Source organism: Devosia sp. (assembly GCF_028290435.1).
Taxonomy (GTDB): domain Bacteria; phylum Pseudomonadota; class Alphaproteobacteria; order Rhizobiales; family Devosiaceae; genus Devosia.
In genome coordinates, this window is sequence record NZ_JAQGJV010000074.1 from 255,325 (window position 1) to 269,630 (window position 14,306).

13 protein-coding genes are annotated in these 14,306 nt (G+C 64.5%); 10 read left to right on the top strand and 3 right to left on the bottom strand.

Features of this window, described 5'->3' with window-relative positions:
- Positions 1–12: 12 nt before the first annotated feature.
- The 3 genes from JWP26_RS16600 to JWP26_RS16610 all read left to right on the top strand — a co-directional run bounded on the left by JWP26_RS16600 (position 13) and on the right by JWP26_RS16610 (position 3,207).
- Positions 13–1,380, top strand: coding sequence for a HAMP domain-containing sensor histidine kinase (locus tag JWP26_RS16600; protein ID WP_299730174.1), 1,368 nt, complete (start codon positions 13–15; stop codon positions 1,378–1,380).
- 72 nt (positions 1,381–1,452) lie between these two features.
- The gene (locus JWP26_RS16605; protein ID WP_299730176.1) at positions 1,453–1,929 is read left to right on the top strand and encodes a hypothetical protein; all 477 of its coding nucleotides are present in this window, start codon (positions 1,453–1,455) and stop codon (positions 1,927–1,929) included.
- A gap of 90 nt (positions 1,930–2,019) precedes the next feature.
- The gene (locus JWP26_RS16610) at positions 2,020–3,207 is read left to right on the top strand and encodes a hypothetical protein (protein ID WP_299730179.1); all 1,188 of its coding nucleotides are present in this window, start codon (positions 2,020–2,022) and stop codon (positions 3,205–3,207) included.
- Here the strand turns inward: JWP26_RS16610 and JWP26_RS16615 are convergent.
- From JWP26_RS16615 to JWP26_RS16625, 3 genes are read right to left on the bottom strand one after another with little or no spacing between them, the layout of a single operon-like run.
- Positions 3,169–4,299 (bottom strand): hypothetical protein, encoded by a 1,131-nt coding sequence (locus JWP26_RS16615; protein WP_299730182.1) that lies wholly within the window; start codon positions 4,297–4,299, stop codon positions 3,169–3,171. The two genes, JWP26_RS16610 and JWP26_RS16615, sit on opposite strands and share 39 nt — an antisense overlap.
- Positions 4,290–5,216, bottom strand: coding sequence for an FAD-dependent oxidoreductase (locus tag JWP26_RS16620; protein ID WP_299730184.1), 927 nt, complete (start codon positions 5,214–5,216; stop codon positions 4,290–4,292). Before JWP26_RS16620 ends, JWP26_RS16615 begins: the two co-directional genes overlap by 10 nt.
- Positions 5,213–6,295 carry a hypothetical protein gene (locus JWP26_RS16625; protein ID WP_299730186.1) on the bottom strand — a complete coding sequence of 361 codons (1,083 nt, stop codon included), beginning with the start codon at positions 6,293–6,295 and terminating at the stop codon, positions 5,213–5,215. The genes JWP26_RS16620 and JWP26_RS16625 overlap by 4 nt, the downstream gene beginning before the upstream one ends.
- 123 nt (positions 6,296–6,418) lie before the next feature.
- Here JWP26_RS16625 and ccmI point away from each other — a divergent pair, with 123 nt between their 5' ends.
- The 7 genes from ccmI (at position 6,419) to JWP26_RS16660 (ending at position 14,254) form a co-directional block, all read left to right on the top strand.
- Positions 6,419–7,504, top strand: coding sequence for a c-type cytochrome biogenesis protein CcmI (gene ccmI / locus JWP26_RS16630; RefSeq protein WP_299730188.1), 1,086 nt, complete (start codon positions 6,419–6,421; stop codon positions 7,502–7,504).
- Positions 7,501–7,983, top strand: coding sequence for a cytochrome c maturation protein CcmE (ccmE, locus tag JWP26_RS16635; protein WP_299730190.1), 483 nt, complete (start codon positions 7,501–7,503; stop codon positions 7,981–7,983). Before ccmI ends, ccmE begins: the two co-directional genes overlap by 4 nt.
- Complete coding sequence (locus JWP26_RS16640; RefSeq protein ID WP_299730193.1) at positions 7,983–9,956, top strand: heme lyase CcmF/NrfE family subunit; 1,974 nt, start codon at positions 7,983–7,985, stop codon at positions 9,954–9,956. The genes ccmE and JWP26_RS16640 overlap by 1 nt, the downstream gene beginning before the upstream one ends.
- A complete protein-coding gene (locus JWP26_RS16645) occupies positions 9,953–10,417 on the top strand; it encodes a cytochrome c-type biogenesis protein (RefSeq protein WP_299730196.1) in 465 nt (154 codons plus the stop codon). The genes JWP26_RS16640 and JWP26_RS16645 overlap by 4 nt, the downstream gene beginning before the upstream one ends.
- Before the next feature lie 118 nt (positions 10,418–10,535).
- Complete coding sequence (locus JWP26_RS16650) at positions 10,536–12,068, top strand: Do family serine endopeptidase (protein WP_299730199.1); 1,533 nt, start codon at positions 10,536–10,538, stop codon at positions 12,066–12,068.
- A 98-nt stretch (positions 12,069–12,166) separates the two neighbouring features.
- Positions 12,167–12,838: a response regulator transcription factor gene (locus tag JWP26_RS16655; RefSeq protein WP_299730202.1), complete on the top strand. Its 672-nt coding sequence runs from the start codon at positions 12,167–12,169 to the stop codon at positions 12,836–12,838.
- Positions 12,839–12,841: 3 nt separating this feature from the next.
- The gene (locus JWP26_RS16660; RefSeq protein WP_299730205.1) at positions 12,842–14,254 is read left to right on the top strand and encodes a HAMP domain-containing sensor histidine kinase; all 1,413 of its coding nucleotides are present in this window, start codon (positions 12,842–12,844) and stop codon (positions 14,252–14,254) included.
- Positions 14,255–14,306 lie beyond the last annotated feature (52 nt).

The window sequence follows — 14,306 nt, forward strand, 5'->3', positions numbered from 1 at the left end:
GCGGGCTGACTGATGCGTAAGGGTTCGATCGCGGCGTCGCTGTTCTGGCTCTCGGCGGGCTGGCTGATCGTGGCGCTGGTGGCGACGGGCTTTCTGCTCACCGATCTCTATTCCCGTGCGCTCGATACCAGCCTGTCCGAGACGCTGGAATTTCACGTCGAGAGCCTGGCTGGCGACCTGCTGGAAAGCGGCGATCCGCTGAGCCAGGCGATTGCGCTGACCGATCCGCGCTTCGACCGGCCGCGGTCGGGCTGGTACTGGACCATTCGCGATGCGGATGGACAGCTCTACAATCTGTCCACCTCCGTGGTCGGTATTGTGCTGCCGGCAATCGAGGGGCTTGCTGATGCCTCCGGCATGCGCACCGGCGTGGTGGATGATGCCTTTGGCACCCGCATCCGCGTGGTCGAGCGGGCGGTGACGATCGGCGCCAAAACCTACGAAATCGTGGTGACGGGCAGCCTGAGCGAAGTGCTCAAGCTGGTCGACGATTTCCGCGGGCAGACCTTTATCGTGCTGGGCGCCGTGGGGGCGATGCTGGCGATCATGAGCGTGATCGTAGCGCGCATCGCCATGCGGCCGATTTCGCGGCTGAGCAAGGCCATCGAGCGGGTGCGCGAGGGCGACGCGGTGGCGGTGGACGGCAACTATCCCAACGAAATTGCCCCGCTGGCCGAAGAGGTCAACGAATTGCTGCGGTCCAACGCGCAGATCATCGAGCGGGCCAAAAGCCAGGTCGGAAATCTGGCGCATGGGCTCAAAACGCCGATCGCGGTGCTGCGCAACGAAGCTGCCGCCAAAAAGGGTGCGCTGGCAGACGTGGTTTCCGCCGAAACCGAGAAGATGAGCACCATGGTCTCGACCTATCTGGAGCGGGCCCGGCTGGCGGCGCGCACCTCGGTGGTCGGCAAGAAGGCCGACAGCACTATGATCATGTTGCGGCTGACGCGGGTGATGCGCAAGATTCATCCCGATGTGACGGTGGCATTCCAACGCCCCGACGCGTCGCTGCCCTGGTTCCGGGGGGACGAGGCCGATCTGGAGGAAATGGCAGGCAATCTGCTCGACAATGCCTGCAAATGGTCCAAGGGGCAGGTGGGGGTGCGCCTGTCGGCTGAACGCGGCGATACCGGGGTGATGTTGCTGATCCGAATCGATGACAACGGGCCGGGGCTTTCCGAGGAAGACGCGCAGAAAGTGTTGCGCCGCGGTGTCAGGCTGGACGAGAAAACGCCGGGGAGCGGACTGGGGCTCGATATCGTCAAGGAACTGGTAGATGTGTATGGCGGCAGCCTGCAACTCACGCGCTCGGCGCTTGGTGGCCTGCTGGTGGAACTGCGTCTGCCCACTTCCAGGCTCACCGGGATGACCAAGAGCTGATACACTGGAACCAACGACGCACTTTCGCCTTATTGCGAAAACATCAAGCCTAGACGCTTCAGAGACCCAGATATGACCCTTGCCCTCCGCTTCGCTACCCCATTGCTCGCCTTGACCCTGGCTGCTTGTGCCAGCACCGGTCCGACCCAGGTAGCGCAGGCGCCGGTGGCGGTTGCTGCGCCGACATTCATTGCCCCCGTGGGCCCAAGCCCGGCGCAGACCACCCAGGTGGCGCTGGCGGCGACCAGCATCGCCAATGGCTTCGTCGATCCCGCGGCGCTGGCGCTGATGACGGCCAAGGATTCGGCGGAAGCCAATAGCGCGCAGTTCTATGCGCTGCAGTTCGGCCGCCCCGGCGCGCCGCGTCAGTGGTCGGGCGACAAGGGTTCGACCGGCACTGTGGGCGTTGGTCCCTATGTGCGCGTCAACAATCTCGACTGCCGCGACTTCACCCACACGGTCAAGATCGGCGGCACGGACTATATCAAAAAGGGCACCGCCTGCCGCGAGAACGGCAACAACTGGACGGTGGTGCAGAGCGCTGCCTGATCGGTAACAATCGAGGGCCCAAAGCTCAAACATTGTTTACTTCGGCGGGGTAGGGTCAGAGACCTCTAGTTCCTAACCCCGTCTATTTCCATGTCCTCACTTGCCGACCGTGACCTCGCCAGCGCCCCTCTGGAACAACGCCAGCCAACCGCGGCGCCCCGCCCCTTTCTGGGGCTGATCGAGGCCGTCACGGTCGAGGACCCGGTCCTGTTTCCGTTCGATGGCTCGATTTTGCGCAAGCATGCGCAGAACGCCTGGGTTTGGGCGGCGCGCGACCTGTGCCCCGACTTGCTCGGCGACGTCGAGACCCTGTCCAAAGCCGATCTCGAAACGCTGATGCCGCAGGTGGTGAGCCGCATGCGCGATGGCCTGAAACAGGCTGAAGATTACGAAACCGGACGCCGGTTGCGGGCCCAGTTGGGTGGTCCCGAGGCGCTGGAGCGTCTGCCGTTCGTGATCAACGCGCTACATAGCCGCGCCTTGCTGGTCAAAGCCGAAGCGTTCGGCAAGGCCGTTAATGGCATCGACAACGATCATACACTGGGCGCTGCGCTGCAGGCCATGCCGCTGCAGGATGTGTCGGCGACGGCGCTGCTTATGCATGTGGCCATCGGCCAGATCAGTAACCCCACAAGACTGGTGACGACAGCGCTGCGCCTGTCGGGTGGCGGCAGCGAAGCGGCCATCCAGCGCGGTGGTTTTGGCCCGCTGGTAGATGCCATCCTGGCCCATGCGCAGAACCAGCTTCATGCCTTGCAGCAGACCGGCCCCTTCGCCGACGTCGATATGACGTGTCGGGCGCTTGACCGCTTCCACAGGCTGGTCCGTTCGCTGACGGGCTATGTCGAATTCGCTCGCAATAGCCGCTGGACCATGGTGCTGGCGGCGCTGACCAAGCATACGTCGGACCGCATCGAGCAACGCCTTAAGGACGTGGTGCCCGATCTGAACCAGGCACTGCGCAAGATGCCGGGCACTGACCGGCTGGATCATGACCGGCTGCTGTCGGCGCTAAACGGCATGTACCTGCTGGCGGCGGTGCGCGACAGCCGCGACTCGTTGGCCGTCAACGCGCTGTTCGACCTGGCCTGGAGCCAGTCGGGCGAGGCGTTGGAACTGCACCTCGCGCGCAATCTGGAGCTGTTCAAGCTCAATCCGGATGACGTGCTCATCGGCACGCGGCTCGACGCTGCGATCAAGATGGCGGAAATCCGCTTCAACCCCGATTATGCCGAGACGCTACGCCGGGCTCGGCACACTGCTGAGCGCCGGGCCTGATAGTGGTGCGGCGACCGGTTCTATCAGCCTGATCGCTACGGAACGGCCTTGGTCACGCAGGGTCAGGCCTTCGCCGGGTTGCGGCGAAGCCTTGCCGATCAACGCGATGGTGCCGTCGCCCTCGTGACCGACCACGGCGCCGATCGCGTGGCGGGAATCGGTCTGGTCAGAATTGACGAAAATCAGCGCACCGACGGGCAGGATGCGCGGCTCGGCCGGCGCCACCAGCCACACCCGCGGGTCGGAACCGAAGCGGCCAACCAGGTAGGCCGGAACGCGCTGAGCCGGCGGCGCGGGACGCAGATCGGGCAAAAGAGCCAGGCGCGCGGCATCGATGAGGTCTCCACTGGCCACGGTGCGCTCCTGCGCCACGATGCCAGCGCTCTCGACCGGGATGCCGCCCAGTTGCACGCCAGCGGCGACGTCCACAATCCCGAGCGATCGCGGCTGATCGGCGAGCGACCACGTCGGCTCAAGCCGGCGGAACGGCCACCAGGAACGCTTGGTTGACGGGCGCGGATCGGGCGGCTGGATCAGGTTCAGGCCGGCATCGAGATAGCTTGTTTGCTCGGTGGTTTCGGAGCGTGGCACTTTGGGTGTTGGCGCGTCTAGGGTCTCGTAAGCCGGGTCGATGGTGAGTTCGACCACCGGGGTGCGCGGCGCGCCGAACAACCTATCCACCGCATCCTGGCCGCTCAACAGGCAGGCGTGCTTGCTGAAATGGCCGGCGCCGCTTCCGGCGAGGGCGATCTGGGGCAGGACGCCGATGGGCTCGATGCGGTGGCGTTCGGCATTCCAGCGGCTGCGGCCGCCCGCCATGTGCCACAGCGTCAAGTCCGGTTGCCAGCCGCCACAAACCAGCAGCAGATCGGTGGGAACCGGCGCCTCGGCATGGGCCGCGTAACCGTCGAAGGATAGCTGCAGTGTGACCGCGAGACCAAAGCCCTTGGCGGCAGGCCCGGCCAATGCAGGAATGGTGCCGCCGGCCTGCATGATGCCATAGGCGCGGGAAAATTCGATGAACCGCGATTGCGGATCGGTGCGAGCGTCGGCAATCTTCTGGGTCGCGACGCCAGCATCTGTCAACAGCATCGGCAACCGATAAGCCGCACTGTGGACTGTGGCGAGGTTGCCGATCGACCCAGCCATACGCCATAGCGCTCGGCCAGCAGATAGGCCTCCAACGTCGTCATCACGCGGGGCATGCGATTGCCTGGGAACACCGGCAGTCGCTCGATGGCGCCGGTAGCGAGGACGATGCGCGGCGCGGCAAGGTCCACGACTTCGCCGGTGACTGTAGCGCCGTCCACGAGCACCTGGTGCGCCCGGACACGGCCGGAATGTACTGCGAGGACCTGGCTGCGCAACATGACGGTGATCGCCTCGGTTGCGACGATCGCAGCGCTGAGCTGGCTGATCGTCTGATCGGGCGTCTCGTCACCCTCCTGCGCGCCAAAATAGCGGGCGCTGCCGCCCAGCAGCGGCGAAGCTTCGAGCAGTGTCACGCTGGCGCCGGCGCGCGCAGCCGCCAGGGCTGCGGTCATGCCGGCCACGCCGCCGCCGACCACGATCACATCCGTGGTGATCAGCGCGTGCGGCGGCTGGTCGTGCCATGGGGAAGCGATCGCGGCGTGGTCGAGATTCTGCTGCAGCGAGCGGCGGCCATTTCCGAAAGCCGGCAGGCGCAAGCGCCGGAGGCCGCCGCCGAAGGTGTGGAATTCAGCGCCGTGGAGGGCAGGGGTGCGCTCCATCGGCAAGGTCTGGGCGGCCTTCCCTTGCCCCAGCGTGATAGCCGGGGAGAACCGCCCGCTGAGCGCAATCGGCTGGCCACCAAACTCTCCAACCATATCGACGCCTGATGCCAAGATGGCACTGAGCACCGTGTCGCCGGCAAAACCAGTAATGGTGCGGCCATCGAGCCGGAATTTCAGTGGCTTGCTGCGATCGATTTCAGTGCCGTGGAAGGCGTGCTGCTTGTCGATGTCGAGGCGATTGGGCTGGCCTTTCATGCGGCGGCCAAGGCTGCATGAGGCGCATAGTCCGCGACGGTGGAGGGCGCCATCGGCCGACCCGGTATCCTGGCGGCGAAATAGGCCAGCTCGTCCGGCGTCGCGGCGCCGATGAACCAGCGGGCCAGCGCCGGCGCGAGGAATGCCCCTGTGGCGCCAAGCCCCGCCAACAGTTCGGGGCCGGTTCCGTCGATGCTGCCGACAACCGGCGCGCCATCGTGGCTACGTAGGCTGTCATGGCTGTTGCCACCAGCCTGGCGCAATTGGCGGTTGGCGCCGAGCAGCACGCCGATATGGGAGACACAGGCATCGTGGCCCCCCGCGCCGATGGCAACGACGCCGCCATGACTGCCCTGCATGAAGCTCAAATCCGCATCGATCTGCAGCATGACCCGTGCCGATAGCTGGAAGGTCGGCTCGGTCAGGATCGTGGTCATGGGCTGGCGGACAAACAGGCGCCCTATCGCCTCCGCTGACAGATGGGCGAGGATGGCCTCGTCATCGGCCAAAATGGCGCGGGTGGCCTCGGTGACCGTGCCATCCAACTCCATGCCGACGCTGCCATTGGGGGCGATGGTGAGATGAACCTGTGCCAGCGGCACGCGGGTCACGCCAAGGCCCTCCAGCCAGCGATCCAGCACTGGCTCCAGCCGGTCGCGCTGCAGATAAAGCGCGTCGCGCAGCACAATGCCCTTGCGGCCTTTGCCGAGATGCCCGCTGGGCAGGGGCTCGATGGCCGCACTGAACCCGGCCGCGCTGCTGCACACAAAAGCCATCGCCTGCTGGCCGATTGGCGTATCGGCGAAAAAGATCGGATCGAGCCGCATCATGCTCGCCTTGCCACCCGCCTTGGCCAGCAGCTTGAGAGTCTCCGGCACGGCCTGGCTCAGCAGCGCCCACGACTCGGGCCGCGTCATCGGACCGACCGACAGATCGATCCCGCGCGGCAGGCGAAATGCGGCGTGGCTGTCGCCGATCCAGATGACCCGTTTGCCATGCGCGCTTGCCAAAAGGCCTGCAACCAGCCGCGCCAAAGGGGTTGAGCCCACCACGGCAAAGTCGGCTGGAGCCTCGCTCATGGCGTCGGCCGGGCCTGTGGCAATGCGTCCGCCTCACCCTTGCGTGTTTTGGTGGTTTTTCGCCGCATTTGGCTTATAGCTCGCTTCTCTTGCCGCATGACGGCGTCAAGCATCTCAGGGCCCATGCTTTTCTGGTTTATTGCCATCGCCGTAACCGCCATTGCTTGCGCTGCACTCTATTATGCGGCGGCTGGTCGCATGGTCAACGCGACTGGACCCGATTCACAGCCCGCCAACAACCATTTTCGCCTTGTGCTGGCAGGGATTGACGCCGATTTGGCCAATGGCAAGCTCGGCGAACCTGAGGCTGTCGCCGCCAAGGGCGAACTGGCGCGCGAAATGCTGCGCCAACAGGCCGAGGTGGACGCCAAAGCCAAGCCCAAAGCCGAGATTGGACGCGGCACGATTGCCGCGTTTCTCGGCGCTGTCGCGGTGTTGAGTCTGGTGACCTATTGGATGCTGGGTAGCCCTGAACTGCCAAGCCAGCCACTGGCCGGACGCACGCAGGCCTCGGCCCAAGACATCGACCTCCCCGCCGCCATCGCGCGCATCGAGAAGCAACTCACGGTCACGCCGGACGACCTGCGCGGCTGGTCGGTGATTGCCCCGGTCTATCTGCAAACCGGGAAGTATCCCGAGGCCGAGCATGCCTATCGGCGCATCATCGAACTGGGTGGCGGCAATGCCGATATCCAGACGGCTTTGGCTGAAACCCTGATGCTGCAGTCCAATGGCAGCGCCGCCGGCGAGGCACTGACCCTGCTGCAAAGCGCGGCCGCGAGCGATCCAACTCACGTGCTGTCGCGGCTCTATATTGCCGCCGAATTGACTCGCAGCGCCCAATATGACGACGCGGTGAAAGCCTGGGACGCGGCCTTGGCGCTGTCCAAAGGCGACGAGCCCTGGGTTACGGCGGCCAATGAGGGCCGCGCCGTGGCGCTCAACAATGGTGTCGTGCCCGCCGGAACGCCTACCCCTACCTCCGATGCTATCGCCAGCATGGTCGCCGGCCTCGCGGCGAGGCTCGATACCCAAGGCGGTTCTATCGAGGAATGGACGCAACTGGTGCGCGCCTATGTGGTACTGAAAGACTTGACCAAAGCGCAGGCGGCTTATGACGATGCGCTCAAGGCCTATCCGAAGACCTTCGATCGCGGCGATCTCGATGCCGTGGCGCTGGAAGCCGGGCTCAAGGGAGCGACACCATGACCATGCCATCGGCAGTCCGCCGCAAGGGCTGGACCCGCAAGCAGAAGCGCCTGGGGCTGATCGCGGGCCTCGCGATCGTCGTGGCGCTCGCGACCACGCTGGTGCTGGTGGCGTTGCGTGACCAGATCGTGTTCTTCTATTCGCCCTCCGACGTGGCCACGCGTGAGGTTGTTCCCGGCCAGGCGATCCGGCTCGGCGGACTGGTCAAGGACGGCTCCTGGGTTCGCAATGGCGACAATAACGTGTTCGTCGTCACCGATGGCAAGTCGGACCTCACCGCCTCCTATACTGGCATTCTCCCCGATCTGTTCCGCGAGGGCCAGGGCGTGGTGGCCGAGGGCAGCATGACGCCGGACGGTAAGTTTGCCGCCACCAACGTTCTGGCCAAGCACGACGAAAACTACATCCCCAAGGAAGTGGTCGAGGCGCTGAAGGCCAGCGGCGAATGGCATCCCGAAACAGCGGAGGCGGCTAAATAATGTCGATCGAACTCGGACATTTCGCGCTGATTCTGGCCTTTGCCATCGCCACCGTCTCCACCGTTGGCGGCTATATGTTCTGGCGCAGTGGCGAGCGTATTTCGCTGTTCCTCAGCCAAGGCGCAGTGCTGCAATTCGTGCTGGTCGCGGCTTCTTTCGCGGCGCTGATCCAAGCCTTTGTTACCTCCGATTTTTCGCTGAAACTCGCGGCGGACAACTCCCATTCGCTCAAGCCGTTGATCTTCAAGATTTCCGGCGTCTGGGGCAATCACGAGGGCTCGATGGTCCTTTGGGTGATGATCCTGGTCGCCTTTGGCGCCATGGTGGCGGCCTTCGGGCGCCGATTGCCGTCGGACCTGCTGTCACTGGTGCTGGCGACGCAGAGCATGTTGGTTGCGGCCTTCGCCGGATTCACCCTGTTCACCTCCAACCCTTTCGCGCGCATGATCCCGCCGCCGCTGGAGGGCGCCGATCTCAATCCGGTGCTGCAGGATATCGGCCTCGCCATTCACCCGCCGCTGCTTTACGCCGGCTATGTGGGCTTCTCGATCTGCTTCTCCTTCGCCATCGGCGCGCTGATTTCCGGCCGCATCGACCAGGCCTGGGCGCGCTGGGTACGGCCTTGGGCCGTGCTGAGCTGGATGTTCCTCACCCTGGGCATCTCCATGGGCTCCTACTGGGCCTCTTACGAACTTGGCTGGGGCGGCTGGTGGTTCTGGGACCCGGTAGAAAACGCTAGTTTCATGCCCTGGTTGGCCGGCACGGCGCTGCTGCATTCGGCGCTGGTGATGGAAAAGCGCAACGCGCTGAAAATCTGGACGGTGTTCCTTTCTATCATCACCTTTTCGCTGTCGCTGCTGGGCACCTTCCTCGTGCGCTCGGGCATCCTGACGTCGATCCATACCTTCGCCAGCGATCCGACCCGTGGGCTGGTCATTCTGGCTTTGCTGGCGTTGATCATCGGCGGCGCCTTCGTGCTGTTCGCCATGCGCGCTTCGGCGCTGCGCACCGGCGGCCTGTTCGCGCCGGTCAGCCGTGAAGGCGCTTTGATCCTCAACAACCTGTTCCTCGCCACCGCGATGGGCGCGGTGTTGGTCGGCACGCTCTACCCGCTCCTGCTCGACGCTATCGCGGGCACCACCATTTCGGTGGGCGCGCCGTTCTTCAACCTGACCTTTGCCGCCCTGATGGTGCCGCTGCTGATCGTGCTCCCCTTCGGGCCGATGCTGGCCTGGAAACGCGCTGATGTACTTGGCGCAGCACAACGCCTGATCGGGGCGGCCGCGCTGGCAATTTTCCTCACCATCCTGATTTCGGCTCTGGGCGGCATTTCGATTTCGCTCGCACCGCTCGGCCTGCTGCTGGGCTTCTGGGTCGCGTTCGGCGCCGTTGCCGAACTGATCGATCGTAGCAAGCTGGGCCGCATTCCCCCGGCTGAAAGCTGGCGTCGGCTGGTCGGCCTGCCGCGCTCGGCTTACTCGACGGCTATCGCCCATTTCGGCATCGGCATTGCGGTGCTGGGCATCGTCGCGACGACGGCCTGGGAAACCGAACTGGTGACCACGCTCAATCCCGGCGAAACCGCGCAATTGTCCGGCTATACCATCGCCTTCGACAAATCCTCGCAGGTGCAGGGCCCCAACTACATCGCCGACCAGGGTGATTTCACCATCACCGCGCCGGGCGGCGGCACGCGGACCATGGTGGCGCAACGCCGCACCTATGTCGCCAGCGGCATCCCCACCACCGAAGCGGCCATCGGCACCTACGGTTTCTCCCAGCTCTACCTGCAACTGGGCGAGCCGCTGAAGGACACCCATGTCGTCCGCATCTGGCACAAGCCCTATATCACGCTGATCTGGCTCGGTGCCTTGCTGATGGCCGGGGCAGGGGCGCTGTCGCTCACCGATCGCCGCCAGCGTATCGGCGCACCCCGTCGCGCCATCAAGGCCATGCCGGAGCCCGCCGAATGAGCTGGCTTCGCCCGCTCCTGCTCTGCCTGTTGCTGGCCGTCGTGCCGGCGGCCTGGGCCGTCAATCCAGACGAAATGCTGGCCGATCCAGCGCTGGAACAACGCGCCCGCGATATCTCCACCGAACTTCGATGCCTCGTCTGCCAGAACGAATCGATCGACGATAGCGACGCCGACCTCGCCAAGGACATCCGCGTCCTCGTGCGGGAGCGCCTGACCGCCGGCGATAGCGACGACCAAGTGCGCCAATTTCTCGTGGACCGTTACGGCGAATTCGTGCTGCTGCGTCCCCGCGTCGAAGGCCACACGCTGCTGCTGTGGTTCGCCGCCCCGGGCCTGCTGGTCATCGGCCTGATCGTTCTCGTCATCATGGCCCGCCGCCGCCGCAAGCCTGTCGCCGTGGATGAGTTGAGCGCCGAAGAACAGCGGGCATTGGACTCCCTGGACGGTCCGCAGGCTTAATCCCCACCTTCTTTCCGACTTACTAAACTTTAATGTCGGCGCAACCTCGCAGCAAGGCGAGGGCTTTCATAACTACAGCCACAAGCTGTTGAGAGCTTATCCAAGGAGACCGATTCTCATGCGCCCGACTCTTCTTTCACGTACCCGCCGCTGGCTCGGAGCGTCCACTCTGGCGCTGATCGTGGGCATTGGTGGGGTGTCCACCGCCTACGTGCTGACGGGCCTGCCCGCAACTGCCCAAGTGCAGAAGGCCGCCCAGATCGTCGTACCGGAGGCTGTTCAACCGCAGTCCGGATTTGCTGACCTGGTCGAGGCCGTCAAGCCGGCCGTGGTGTCGATCCTGGTCGAGGCCACCGAGGGCCCCCAGGACGTGCAGCGCGGCGGCGGCAATTTCAACATGCCCGACTTGCCGAAGGATCATCCGTTCCACGATTTCTTCCAGCAGTTTGGTGACCAGTTCGGTGGCCAGGGCGGCGATCAGCAGGAACAGCAGGCTCCCCGCAAGTTCATGGCGGCCGGCTCCGGCTTCGTGATTTCGAGCGACGGCTATATCGTCACCAATAATCACGTCGTCGAAAACGCGACCAAGGTCACCGTCGTGTTCGACAATGGCGACGAAGAGACCGCCAAGATCATCGGCACCGATCCGCGCACCGACCTTGCCGTCGTCAAGATCGAGGGCAAGGACCTGCCCTTCGTCAGCTTCGAAACCACGCCAAGCCGCGTTGGCGATTGGGTGGTTGCCGTCGGCAATCCGTTCGGCCTCGGCGGCACGGTGACGGCCGGCGTGATTTCGGCCAAGGGCCGCAATATCGGCGGCTCCAACTATGGCGATTTCCTGCAGATCGACGCTGCGGTGAACACCGGCAATTCGGGTGGCCCGACCTTCAACACCAAGGGTGAAGTCGTTGGCGTCAATACCGCCATCTATTCGCCAAACGGCGGCAATGTCGGTATCGCTTTCGCCATCCCGGCCTCGACCGTCAAGACCATTGTCGACCAGCTCAAGACCGGCAACGGCATTACCCGTGGCTATCTCGGCGTGTCGATCCAGGACGTGACCAAGGACATCGCCGATGGCGTTGGTCTGCAGCACGCCAAGGGCGCCATCGTGCGTGAACCCACCGCCGACTCGCCGGCCGGCAAGGCTGGCGTCAAGTCAGGTGATATCGTCACTGCCGTTGACGGCACGCCCATCGACGATGCGCTCGGCCTCAGCCGTACCATCGCCGGCAAGGCCCCCGACTCCACTGTCGAGCTGACAATCTGGCGCGACGGAGCCGAAACCAAGATCTCGGTCAAGCTGGGCACTCTGACGGAAGACGCCGCCCAGAGCGAGCCGTCCAAGCCGACGCCTCCCGCCGAAGTCAAGCCAGCGCCGTCCAGCGTCGGCCTGACCCTGGTGCCGAACTCCGATGGTTCGGGGGGGCTGTTGATCCAGGACATCGACGAGAACAGCCCGGCCGCTGAAAAGGGCTTTGCTGTCGGCGACGCGATCCTGGAAGTCGACAACAAGCCGGTGGCAACTGTCGATGAGTTCGAAACCGCTCTTGCGGCCGTCAAGGCCAAGGGTCTCAATACAGCCCTGATCAAGGCCAGCCGCGGTGGCGAAGCCCGCTTCATCGGCCTGCCGCTCAGCGACGGCAAATAACGACGATGGCTCCGGTGCGAACACCGGAGCCAACCTTACAAGCTCGGCAGGCTCCGGTGTTCGCACCGGAGCCGATCTTTCACACTCAGGAGCCCGCGGTGAAAATATTACTGATCGAAGATGATCGGGAGGCCGCGAGCTACCTTATCCAGGCGCTCGACGAGGCCGGCCACGTCACCCACCACGCCGCCGACGGCGAAACCGGGTATGCCATGGCCTCCGGCATGGATTATGACGTCTTGATCGTCGACCGCATGCTGCCCCGCCGCGACGGCCTCTCCATCGTCGAAAGCCTTCGCGCCGAGGGCGACAAGACGCCCGTCCTGATCCTCTCCGCACTCGGCGAAGTCGACGATCGTGTCACGGGCCTGCGTGCCGGCGGCGACGACTATCTCACCAAGCCCTATGCCTTCACCGAACTGCTGGCGCGCGTAGAAGTTCTCGCCCGCCGCTCTAGCCCATCGGAGGCCGCGACCAGCTACGACGTGGGCGACCTGTCGCTCGACCGGCTCAGCCGCAAGGTCGAGCGCTCTGGCGAAGCCGTGTTGCTGCAACCGCGCGAATTCCGCCTGCTCGAATATCTGATGAAGAATGCCGGTAAGGTGGTGACCCGCACCATGCTGCTGGAAAATGTCTGGGATTATCATTTCGATCCGCAGACTAATGTCATCGACGTGCACATGTCGCGCCTGCGCTCCAAGATCGACAAGGGCTATGCCACCCCGTTGCTGCACACCGTGCGCGGCGCCGGCTATATGATCCGCGAGTAGGCCTTGTATCGCCTTTCCCAAATCTGGCGCACCTCGACGGTCCGGCTGACGGCGACGTTCATCCTGATTTTCGTGCTGTTCGCAATTCTGCTGCTGGCCTTCATCACCTGGCAATCCAGCGTGCAGATCCAGCGCCAGCAGACCGACGACATCGACCGCGAAATTCGCCAGCTGCAGCGCATCGAGAGCAATCAGGGCATTCGCGCACTCGCCTTCGCCGTCGACCGGTTTTCCAGCCGCCCGGGGCCGGGGGTCTACTATTTGGGCGATGCCGCCGGCCAATATCTACTTGGCAATGTCACCCAAATCCCCGTCGAGGCCCTGCGCGACCCGGGCGTCTACAGCTTCGATTACCAGCCGGCCAATCCCGTCCAAGACGACGGCGGGGATGACGAGCGCCCGCCGCGCCCAGGTTTCGCTGTCGTCCGCTCGGTGCAACTCGATAACGGCATGGTCCTGGTCGTCGGCCGCGACGTGGTCGAGCGCCGCGGTTATTCGGCGATCATCGTGCAGAGCTTCCTCGTCGGCGTCATAGGCATCATCCTGTTCTCCGTCGTCGCCGGTGGTATCACCGCGCGCCGCGTATTGCGCCGCATCGACACCATCCGCGATACCTCCACCAAGATCATGTCGGGCAATCTCTCCGAACGCGTGCCGATTACCCGCCGCAACGACGAATTCGATGGCCTCGCCACCAATCTCAACGCCATGCTCGACCGCATCGAGCAACTGTTGCAGGGCCTCAAGGAGGTCACCGACAACGTCGCTCACGATCTCAAGACGCCGCTGACCCGCTTGCGCAACCAGGCCGAGGCCGCTTTGCGCGATGGGGCCAGCGACCAGTCGCGGCAAAAGGCGCTCGAAACCACCATCGCCGAGAGCGACCGCCTGATCCAGACTTTCAACGCGCTGCTAATGATCGCGCGTGCCGAAGCCGGCGCCCCCTCTGGCGCACTGGCCGATGTCGATGTCAGCGCCGTCGTCGCCGATGTTGCCGAACTCTACGGCCCGGTAGCGGAGGACGAAGGGATCACCATCGAAACCGCGATCACCCCTGACGTGCACCTGCACGGCAATCGCGAGCTGATCGGCCAGGCCATGGTCAACCTGCTGGAAAACGCCGTCAAATACGCCAAGCCCCTTGCCGGCCCCGCCGGCCGCATTGCCGTCGGCCTGCGTCAGGCCGACGGCCGCGTCATCATCGAAGTCGCCGACAATGGCCCGGGCATTCCGCTCGAGGACCGCAAGCGCGTCATCGAACGCTTCGTACGCCTTGACGCCAGCCGCACAGAGACTGGCTCCGGCCTTGGCCTGTCTTTGGTCGATGCGGTGACGCGCCTCCACGGCGGCACCTTCAGCATCGAGGATAATGCCCCTGGCGTGCGCGCAGTGATGGATTTGCCGGGAGCTGCTTAAGGTCCGATTGCCTCCACAACACTCGATGTCACCCCGGCGCAGGCCGGGGTGA